At 42.7% G+C, this 10,175-nt stretch carries 9 protein-coding genes; all 9 read right to left on the bottom strand.

What is annotated here, in order from left to right; all coding sequences use genetic code 11:
- The coding region (locus U9Q77_10385) for a DUF523 domain-containing protein (GenBank protein ID MEA3287764.1) at positions 1-244 on the bottom strand (244 nt) is incomplete at its 3' end.
- A gap of 17 nt (positions 245-261) precedes the next feature.
- A complete protein-coding gene (locus U9Q77_10380) occupies positions 262-1,239 on the bottom strand; it encodes an SdiA-regulated domain-containing protein (protein MEA3287763.1) in 978 nt (325 codons plus the stop codon).
- A gap of 137 nt (positions 1,240-1,376) precedes the next feature.
- On the bottom strand, positions 1,377-2,612 hold the full coding sequence (locus U9Q77_10375; GenBank protein ID MEA3287762.1) for a hypothetical protein: 1,236 nt from the start codon (positions 2,610-2,612) through the stop codon (positions 1,377-1,379).
- A gap of 113 nt (positions 2,613-2,725) precedes the next feature.
- Positions 2,726-4,018, bottom strand: a complete 1,293-nt coding sequence (locus U9Q77_10370) for a hypothetical protein (protein MEA3287761.1) — start codon at positions 4,016-4,018, stop codon at positions 2,726-2,728.
- An 89-nt stretch (positions 4,019-4,107) separates the two neighbouring features.
- Positions 4,108-5,286 (bottom strand): hypothetical protein, encoded by a 1,179-nt coding sequence (locus tag U9Q77_10365; protein ID MEA3287760.1) that lies wholly within the window; start codon positions 5,284-5,286, stop codon positions 4,108-4,110.
- Positions 5,287-5,311: 25 nt separating this feature from the next.
- Positions 5,312-6,670, bottom strand: coding sequence for an MFS transporter (locus U9Q77_10360; protein ID MEA3287759.1), 1,359 nt, complete (start codon positions 6,668-6,670; stop codon positions 5,312-5,314).
- Between the two features lie 39 nt (positions 6,671-6,709).
- Entirely contained in the window at positions 6,710-7,657 is a 948-nt protein-coding gene (locus U9Q77_10355) for a hypothetical protein (GenBank protein ID MEA3287758.1), read from the bottom strand.
- Between the two features lie 10 nt (positions 7,658-7,667).
- Positions 7,668-9,425 carry a Na/Pi cotransporter family protein gene (locus U9Q77_10350; protein ID MEA3287757.1) on the bottom strand — a complete coding sequence of 586 codons (1,758 nt, stop codon included), beginning with the start codon at positions 9,423-9,425 and terminating at the stop codon, positions 7,668-7,670.
- A 2-nt stretch (positions 9,426-9,427) separates the two neighbouring features.
- A partial coding sequence (locus U9Q77_10345) for a PhoU domain-containing protein (protein ID MEA3287756.1) occupies positions 9,428-10,175 on the bottom strand: 748 nt, incomplete at its 5' end.

Genomic DNA, 10,175 nt, shown 5'->3' with positions numbered 1-10,175 from the left:
GTTTTGCGCCCCTTTTGAATTGCAGGGTTACGTCTTCCCCATTCTCACGTAGAACTTGATCGCCAGTGATCTCTGCAGGTGGTCTGGGTGTGGGGAGTCCGCCTTCGACTTCAGGGCAGACAGGGATTAATTTCCGGTTACTTAATAGTTTTAGTAATTCAGGTTGTGCTTTACTCTGCCCGTCAAAACGGCAGGCTTCACCCATCAGGCAGGCGGAAATAAGAATGGGGGGTTTAGAATTCATGTGGATTTACTAACCGTTCATTCCCAGAATGAATAGAGATGTAATTTTTCAGTCGCATCATCGACAATGTAGAAGATACTGTCAACCTCATCGAAGACTACTCCCTCGGGTTGTTCCATGAAAAAAGCGTAGGTTTCAAGCAAGGTTCCTGATGTATCTGTGAGATAAATACTGGATGCCTCATGACTGAGCATCCAGAGTTTGTCATTCATGTTTGAGTAATACAAACCGGAGTAATCAGGGGCAAAACCGATCCGTTGATAAGTTTGGGTCTCTAATGAATCATCCAGGATCAACAAAGCGCTAAAATCTTTTTCTTTGATCATAAATATACGCGAGTGAACAGGATCCAATGCAATACCTTCCAGGCCGCTCCCATCAGAAACGCCTGCTATCCACTGTGAACCAAGTTCCACTCCGTTGGTGTCAATATGAATGAGCGTTGCCTGGTTTTCAGATACAAGCCACAAGGTGGAGTCTCTTGTATCAAAGCTGATGCCTTCCAAATCTGTTCCCTGGTAAGCCAAAGAACCCAGCGTATTCCCCTGCAAATCCAGGTGAACTACCTGTCCTGATTTATCACTTACCGTCCATAGAGTCCTATTATCAAGGCCGAAAGAGAGACCGGAAGGTTCATCAACATCCAAGGAGTAACTTTCAATCAACTCCAGAGAAGGTTCAATAGTAATCATATTCGAATTCGATTTTGATGATTTCTCTCCGATTATGGTTAAAACAACCTGATAGGTTCCGGGCTCAGAATAGATGTGACTGACTTCTATTCCCCGGGCAGTTTGACCATCTGTAAAACCCCAAATAAAGTCCAGGTCATCCAGATTCACGTTCGCAGGAAGCTCGGCTGTGAAATGGATTGGATACCCTTGCAAGTGGCGGGTAGTCTCGACCTGAATAATGGGATCCGGTATGGTAACTGGCTGTTCTTCGCAGGCAAGCAGATTCAGAATCAGGAACAGGGTCAGCAGGGGGCTTTTCATTGGTTGCTGCTTGGTTCAGGCGTGGTATTACGTCTATTAATCATTGAATTTCAAGGTTACTGCTATGATTGGTTGAGCATCTATCCTCTGGAATAGGTCTGCTGCCTCCAATTCTTTGTAATTCCTGGCGCAACTTATTATTTTTGCTTCAGTACATCATCCAGATCATACATCAAAATACGGGAATTCCATTGGTCCACAACAGCTAAACGGTTTTGGCCATTGTCAAGTTGAATGGAACAAACGCCATCAGGCGAGGCCAACTCATTTTTGCGCCAATTGTTGAGGAGATGCACCTGGGCTGTACCGGCAATAATGGATTGCTCATTGTAATTTACACCATCGCTGATGCAGTCGGATTCATCGTCACAGTAAAAGGGTGCTCTGCTACCAAAGTGGGTTAGTCTTTCCCCAGTATCAATGTCATAGCAGTCAACCCGACCCGCTTTTTCAGCCACAGCAAAGAGATAGTCACTAAAAACACTAAGGCCTTCGATAGACTCATCTGTTGTACCATCAATGATCTGCCCATCCGCCAGGGTGACTCCAATGAGGCGATTCTTGAATTTACCAGTGGTGAGATCAAACACACCGATGTATCTCATTTTTTGTGAATTACCGAATTGATCTTTGCTGGGTTTTTCTTCCGCTATGAGCAACAAGTTACGTTCCTCAGAAATAGCCATCCCCTCGCTTTTGCGCATGATGGTGGTGATCTCCTGGGATGCAGCAAAGTCTTTATCATAAACGAAATACGTGCTATCTGCTTTTTGGACTTTCTTAAATTTCCGGAAACCGAAATTACGAACGCCTTCTTTTTTGAAGACTTTTTTGGCCATGTCTATAACAAAAACATCCCCGGATTCAGAGACAATGATACCCTGGGGCTTAATTAACACCCCATCATTCTCTGGTAGATAATATTGCTCAGCAGTTATTTTTCCCTGGCGACCGATAAACTGATCAAATTTCATTTCTTCTGTAAAGCGGGCAATTCTGCCAATTCCTTCCATAGTGACATAGATAAATCCCTGACCATCACTGCTAATCCCAGTAGGTATAATTTCCACATCCTTCAAACCAAGTGTGGATGTATCAATTGAACATAGCAGCTTCCCCACCTGGTTAAAATACTGAATGCGGTTATTGTCCACATCAGTGATAATTACATTGCCATTCTTTTGGATTTCAACGTCATCAGGTTGAGCAAGTTGATCCATTCCTGATCCATACCCATTTTGGAAAGCAGGGAATATTTGCAGGGGTTTCAAATGCTGCTTTTGTACAACCACTTCTGTACCTGCTGTGCAACCAATGAGAAAAGCCAGGCTTACTATCGTGATTCGCGTTAAAAAATATTTTAATCCAGGCACGGCAATATCCTCTATCTCCGATTTATAACATTTGGTTCTAATTTGGCCTAAAAACAGATCAGCCCGGATTATCCGGGCTGATCATTATTAAACAACAGCAGCTAAAGCTCCAATTAACGAGCCCAAGCAGCTGTAAACATCGTGATAGTACCTTGACGTTCATTAGCGGAAAAGGCAATACCATTGGTCTGGTGCATTCCTAGACCTTCTGATCCGATGTTACTTTTTTCCATTCCAACATCACCAACGCCGTTATCTTCACAACAATCAATATCAAGATTACCAGCTGGAGCGATGGAATCAAAGACTGGATTTTCAGGGTCGGTTACATCATAGACAATAACTCCATGACTTTCCTGCAAAGCAAAAATAGCATATAGTTTGCCGTCCTGTTCAACCAAGGAACATTCTTCAGGCTCTGTGCGTTTTTTGGCTTTTCTTGCATCGATGTTATATGGTGGGGCAGGAATGTCAGCTTCAATGATATATGGATTTCCATAAAGGGTTCCATCAGGCAAACTCATCATCTGGAATGTGCCATTTCTTTCATTGGAAGTAAGGGCCATACTTCCATCAGGGGAAATAAACAGTCCGTCTGGTTCAGCTTCAATAGCCTCATCACCAGCAGCACCATCATCTGGAAGATCAACGATTGTGATATCGCTGGCTTCTAATGGAGCATCAGCTACATTAAAAATCATGATCTGACTTGTTTCCTGAACGGAAACAATGACGGTTCCGTCTGAAGATGTTTCACAGTGTTCTGGTTCGGATTCATCATCCCAATTGACAAGATAGTCCTGGACCAGTGTCGCATTGGCGACACCATTAGCCAGACTAATGATAGATACACTGCCACCTAAACGGTCTGCTGGTTTACAGGGACGATCTTCACGATCATCCTCACAGGCAACGATGAGGTGTGAACCATTCTTGGTAAAGGCAGTTCCATCGGGATTGTACCCAACTTCAACTTCCTTTACAATGGACCCATCGGAGAGCTTGACAAACATGATCTTTCCTTTGGCACAATCGGTTTCTGCGACACAGACAGCAACGTAGTTTTCGCCATCAATCACAGGTGAAACATCAATGGAAGTCATCTCAGCTGTAGCTGAACCTGGATCCAGATCATAGGTTGATCCGAATGAGAAACTTGTTGATGTGTAATCAATAACCGTTAGTCTGCCTATAGCTGATGATACAAATACTGCTTGATCATCTGACCCAGGTACCATGCGCACAATCTCAGCATTAGCATCTGCCCCTGCATCTAGTGTCATGACTGTCTGAATATCGAAACTATCATAAGTAACTTCGATGTCTTCTGTTTCCTCACATCCAATAAATGCCATTAATCCAAGGATCAACATCATGGACATAAGAACTTTGAGTAACTTGTTCATAGTAACACCTTTCTTTTTTTCGTGTAGCACACGATTTGTTTTATTTGATTCGCGGTTGACATATGATTCAACCGTCTAGTTCTCATCTACTAAAATTCAAAATTTATCTGAAGCAGCATTTGGTCATCATTAACGAGACTGTTGTCAACCGTAATGCCTGTTACTTCGTCAGTTTGCACAGAGCCTCCAGTTACTTCATTTAATATATAATACTCGAGCTTTAAGGTCAAATAGCTGTTGAGTCTGCTTAAGAGAGCGATTGTGGTCATATTTCGATCCCAGGTTGCCGGATCACCAAGCACTGGTGGGTGTCGATCAACATTTAATACACCATACCTGATTATAGGTTCAAGGTTTGCACCATTATTCAGGTTGATTCGATACGATCCTTCAGCATAATAACCGTTCCGGGGTAGCAAGCCATCCATGGCACTGATATATTCTGTTCTAAGACGGACTGCATTAAGATCCATGGTCAGGCGACCACCATACCACCAGTGAGTTAAATCGTCCTCATCACCATATTGATCAGCAACATCGTCATAACCTGGCAAGAATCCCAGTGAGGTTTTCCAGTCGAAATCGTCAATTAGCTTTCCAGTGTAGTACCAGCCTTCAGCCGTTAATCCATAGGCATTTAAGCCCAGTGCTGCACCATATTCAAAGGTTTGACCATTTTTTGGATCATAGTCATCATAGACCAGCATCTTGAATGATTTATCCTCAGCAGCATCGTCCGTACCAAGGGGTCTTTTCATCGCAAATGAAAATTCTCCAGTGACGCCAATATTTCCCAACTCAACTTTTGTTTTCGAGGTAATGTGATACTCTCTACCCTTCCAAAAGGCAGTACCAATCAGTGGCATTCCCTCTGACCGTCTCTTGGTGGCAACCATGGGTTTATTTTTTCCCATTTCGAATCGGGTATTTATAGAAGGGATTTTCAGTCTGGCATAGTGAATATCAACCTTAGCTCTATCATCACCAAAGCGAAGTTCAAATTTGTAATACAAATTCTCACTATAATTAACTCTGAGTCCCAGGATAGCCTTATCGATACGCATGTGAGGACTACGATTTTTGACCTTTTGATAGGTCAGATCCTGATTTTTAAAACCACCGGGGCCTTCTACATCGACAAATTCAAGTTCGACTTCACCATCTAAGACAACATCCAGGCCACTCCCTGTCGTGACCGTGATTCCCTGCCCAAAAGTGAGTAGGGGTAACAGCAAAACCACTCCAATTAGTAACATTTTTAGTTTCATTTTCTCTCCTTTATAAAAAGACATCTTATCTGCCCTTATTTGTTTCGGTTTTCCACAGTGACAGAGGAATCAATGCGGCAACAATAGCAGCGCCGATCCAGAATGTGAAAGCAGTATCAAAGTTATATGTTGCAACACCATTTGTGACTGTTTTGCCTCCATCAATCAGTAATCCGCTGATCCAATCCTGGGTAGCGGCACCGATGTAACTAAATATTCCTACAATACCTTTAACTGACCCAGCAGCTTTGATGGGCAATAGATCCACAGCCCAAAGTCCACCGATATAGACCACCAGAGTCCCCAATGTAAATTCAAATAATCCAAATGCTGCAATACTCATCCACTTATCCTGAGCTGGCAGCAGATAGATCAGCACCAAACTGACGATCTGAATCAAAGCCATAATAAGCGCAGGATGTCTGCGTTTGGAATTGAAGAAATGATCTGAAAACCAACCTGAGAAAATAGCTCCACCAAGCCCGAACATGGTGGCTATTCCCATAACTGTCCCAGCTTCGATCATGCCCAGCCCTTTGGCTTCCTGAAGATATAATGGTCCCCAGCTGTGAATTGCATATCGAACGATATACAGGAAAGTTGCTGACAGTCCAATCTTGATCACCACATGGCTCTTCATAACATCCAGCTGGAAATCTTTGATGGATTTTTTACCTATTGAAGCTTTCTTGACTTTTAAACCTTTAAATTCAGCCACATTGGGTAAACCGTAAGTCTCAGGACGGTCCTTAAGCGTGAAAAACAGGATAACCGCCACAATCAGACAGATCACTCCCGGGACAATAAACCCGGCCTGCCAGCCCCAGATCGAGACGATAGTTGCTGTCCCGATAAAAGTCAGACCTTCACCAATATTGTGGGAAGCAGCCCAAATACCATAGTATGTCCCTCGCTCCTTGGAACTGAACCACTGAGTAACACTCACCACTGCTGGAGCAGATCCCATGGATTGAAACCAACCATTGACAGCCCAAAGCACAGCAAATATCCAAAATACTGAGGTAGATCCAAAAAGCAGGTTTACCACAGCCGAAACACCTAGACCAGTTGACATAAATTTTGCAATATTTGCTCGATCAGCCAGGAAGCCATTGGTCAGCTTACCAAAAGCATAGGTATAAAATAGTAGAGAACCTATAATTCCGAGTTGAGTGGCATCCAGGATACCCGCATCCATCATGGGCTTTTTGGCAACGGATATGGTTAAGCGACCGATATAGAAAATACCATAACCAAAAACAACTGACCATAGAACGCTGTTCCGTTTTCGGTTAAAAGCAGTTTTGATCTTATCAGCTGCCAGGGTAACCGGTTGATCAGGGCCGGTTTTCCAGAAATTAAGGAGTTTGAAAAATGAGGTCATGTTAGATTCCTGATTCAAAAATGTTTGTCAACTGGATTTTTACTTAAACTTAAACAGTGCTGCTGCTTTCAAGGTCCCGGGGACAACCCATTCTGGTTGATATTTGTATAATTCTTCAATAAAGCCAGTACACTTCTCCATTGCTGCGGCATCCCAATGGGCATTTGGAAGAAAGTCATGGTCAAAAGAGAATTCGGGGATACGAATCTCACCCATTTCAGTCTGAAGAATCCAGACTGTCATATCCATCCGGCCATGTAGTCCACCACCAAAATCAAGTTTTCCAGGTTTTACCATCCATTCATCTGCAGCCATATCAGCTACCAGATTCAATTTCGATTCTGGATCAATTCCAAGATTACCCAGCACGGGATAAATTTTGATAAATTCGGCCAGTTTCATTTCTGGTTGGTTTTCCAGCTGAATTGAATTGGATACGGCATAGGTCGTCTCATGGTCACCATTCTTTACCGAATAGTACACAATATCTGATTCCAATTCGATCCGATCATACTTTGGTGTATATCCCTCTGCCATGCTTAGGTCAAGTGCCATCGTTTTTTCAGGATTCGTCTGGCGGTATTTCACACCATATTCAACCCCGGGGTTCTTATGCTCACCTTTATACTTCACCTTTTGACGGAGTAAAAAATTGTTCTGGCGTAACTCTAAATCCTTAGTATCAAAAAATGAAACCTCCTTATGCCCCAGTTTCAGCGGTTTCTCTGATTTTATTATTTCTATCCCCTGATCTGCAGCAACCGTTTTAATGATATCCCAATACTGGGCAAAACCCTGTTTGTAATCCCCAAACATTTCAGGATTCAGCAATAATTTATACTCGCTGGAATTCAGAAAGTAGCTTGGTTCTGGAGAAACAGAAGGTGGAACAGGACCTTCTGCCTTTGGTGCAGGAGCTTGGGTAGCACAGGAGATCATGAGAAGACCTACTGATAGGGCTATTAATACTTTTAAGCTTGGTTTCATTTCATTTTCCTTAGATTTGTTCTTTTTCTAAAATCGTTTTAGCAATATTGCCTATATACACATTGATCTGCTTTAGCAGATCCATCAACTCCAGGTGAACATCATGAGTTTCGATGGATTCGGTTTTTTCTAACTGGACTCGCATCAGATGGGCTTGGCGGTACTCAGTCTCAAGATTTCTATATTTCAAATCCTTTTTCAGGACTCTTTTTACCTTTTTGAGTTCTTGCTCTGTAAAGACAACTTTCAAACGAGCAACTTGCTTTATGACTCGAATGTGAAAGTCCTTCAATTCAGTTTGGCCCTCATCTGAGAAAGGCGTTTTCAGTAACTGTTTTTTCTTCATCAACGGAGTTATACGGCCATGAATGATATCACCAATGCTTTCCATATCGTTCACCATTGACATCATTGCGAATACTTCCACAGCTTGTTGATCACTCAATTCCTGGCGACTGATGCTGAATAAATATTCCGTGACATTTTTTTCAAGAAAATTGATTTTATTTTCCCGCATATCAATCCCTTCAATTAGGGATAACTGCGGATAACGGACATCTACCTCTGGTTCATCCGTGAGAAAGGGACTCAAGAACGCATCTACCATGCGTCCCAGGATTTTAATCATCCGTGACATTTCAGTTCTGGCCAGCTCAATGGCTATAGCAGGGTGTGATATCTGGGAATCATCTATATGCCAGATAACCGGCACAATTCCCTTTTCTACCTGAAAATCAGGTAAAAGTTTATATACATACTTGGCCATGATGGTGGTAAAAGGCAGGAATACAAGCCCCACGGTGATATTAAAAATGGTATGCGCATTGGCAATTTGCCTTGGTGTTTCCAAGGCTAGTTTCTGCACTCCTGAAGCATCTGACACTGGAGAAAGCCAACGTACGAGCTCAGCGAGTTGTGGAACAAACCAAATAAATATAAGAACCCCACCAATATTAAAAACCACATGAGCGATGGCGACCCGTTTGGCACCGCGGATAGTTCCAATACTGGCCAGCCCGGCGGTAATACAGGTGCCGATATTCGCACCAAAGATCATGGGGATTCCAGCATCCAGCGTCAGTAAACCCTGTTGTGCCAAAACGATAACAATTCCGGTAAAGGCACTGCTGCTCTGAATTAAACCCGTAAAAAGGGCACCTATGATCAGACCATAGATTGGATTTTCAAGACCTTCCATAAGATGAATAAAGGGTTCATAACTTCTCAGGGGTTTCATGGAATCCGACATGAGCTTCATTCCAAAAAACAGGATTCCAAATCCCAATAGGGCTTGACCAATATGCTTAACCGTATCCTTCTTACCAAACATGGTCATGAGAAACCCCATGGTTATCATGGCCAGAGCATAATCAGTAAATTTGAAGGCGACGAGTTGGGCTGTGATGGTTGTCCCAATATTAGCGCCCATGATTACAGCCAGGGATTGGGCAAATGTCATGAGTTGGGCTTGTACAAAACTAACCAACATGACCGTTGTTGCACTAGAACTCTGAATTATCATGGTTACAAAAGCACCTAAGCTCAGCCCAACAAGTCGGTGTTTGGTAAGTGCAGCTAGAATATTCCGCATGCGATCACCAGCGACCTTCTTCATCCCATCACTCATCTTTTCCATACCATAAAGGAAAAATGATAAACCTCCCAATAAACCCATTACCAGGAATGTCCATTCAATTTCAGTTCCCATGTGGTCACTAGCGAACAGTGGGCTGGATGAAAGAAGTAATATGGCTATAATGACTCTCATGATCAATCCATGTCAGTTTTGTTCGCTGTTATTGATAAAATGATTTTAGCAATTTCTCCTGTATAAACGTTTATACGTTTCATGAGCTCAAGTAATTCTGTATGAATCTCGTCCGTTTTCATTGATTCTTTTCGGGCACTATGGAGTCGTTCCAAATGAGCAATCCGATATTCCTCTTCAAGATTGGCATACTTTTCTTGCTTACGTACAACTCTTTGAGCCTTCTCAGGGTCTAACTCAGAAAATGTGTTTTTCAGGCGGCTGAGCTGCTTACAGACTTTTTTGTGGTACCTGATAAGCTCTGCTTTTCCCTCATCTGAAAAATCAAGCTCCAAGGCTCGTTTCTTAGAAATCAGAGGCAAAAGATTGCGCTCAATGATATCACCAATGGTTTCCATGTGGCTACAGATGGTGGTCATACCAAATACTTCTTTGATCTGTTTATCAGACAATTGTTGCTGCCCAATCTGCAACAGGTATCGCTTCACTTTCTTTTCGAGGAAATCAATTTTCGTTTCCCTCATTTCGATGCCCTCAATGATCGTCAGTTGTGAATGGATGGGATCAGTTCCCGGCTTATCGCTCAAAAATGGCTTAATAAAACCATTAAGCATGCGTTGGGAAATCTTCGCCATCCGGTTGATCTCAGCTCGTGCCAAATCAAGTGCTAACGCAGGGGTTTCGATAGCTGAATCATCTAAATGCCAGGTTGCAATAGTGAGATCTTTCTCATCTTCAACATCTGGATAA

The sequence above is a fragment of the Candidatus Neomarinimicrobiota bacterium genome, assembly GCA_034716895.1.
GTDB lineage: Bacteria > Fidelibacterota > UBA8477 > UBA8477 > JABMPR01 > JABMPR01.
This window is presented reverse-complemented; position numbering and strand designations above follow the sequence as displayed.

What these genes read in the sequence shown, in the direction of transcription:
- U9Q77_10380 (MEA3287763.1), bottom strand. Translation starts at nt 1,239, where the DNA reads ATGAAAAGCCCCCTGCTGACCCTGTTCCTGATTCTGAATCTGCTTGCC.
- U9Q77_10370 (MEA3287761.1), bottom strand. Translation starts at nt 4,018, where the DNA reads ATGAACAAGTTACTCAAAGTTCTTATGTCCATGATGTTGATCCTTGGA.
- U9Q77_10365 (MEA3287760.1), bottom strand. Translation starts at nt 5,286, where the DNA reads ATGAAACTAAAAATGTTACTAATTGGAGTGGTTTTGCTGTTACCCCTA.
- U9Q77_10360 (MEA3287759.1), bottom strand. Translation starts at nt 6,670, where the DNA reads ATGACCTCATTTTTCAAACTCCTTAATTTCTGGAAAACCGGCCCTGAT.
- U9Q77_10355 (MEA3287758.1), bottom strand. Translation starts at nt 7,657, where the DNA reads ATGAAACCAAGCTTAAAAGTATTAATAGCCCTATCAGTAGGTCTTCTC.
- U9Q77_10350 (MEA3287757.1), bottom strand. Translation starts at nt 9,425, where the DNA reads ATGAGAGTCATTATAGCCATATTACTTCTTTCATCCAGCCCACTGTTC.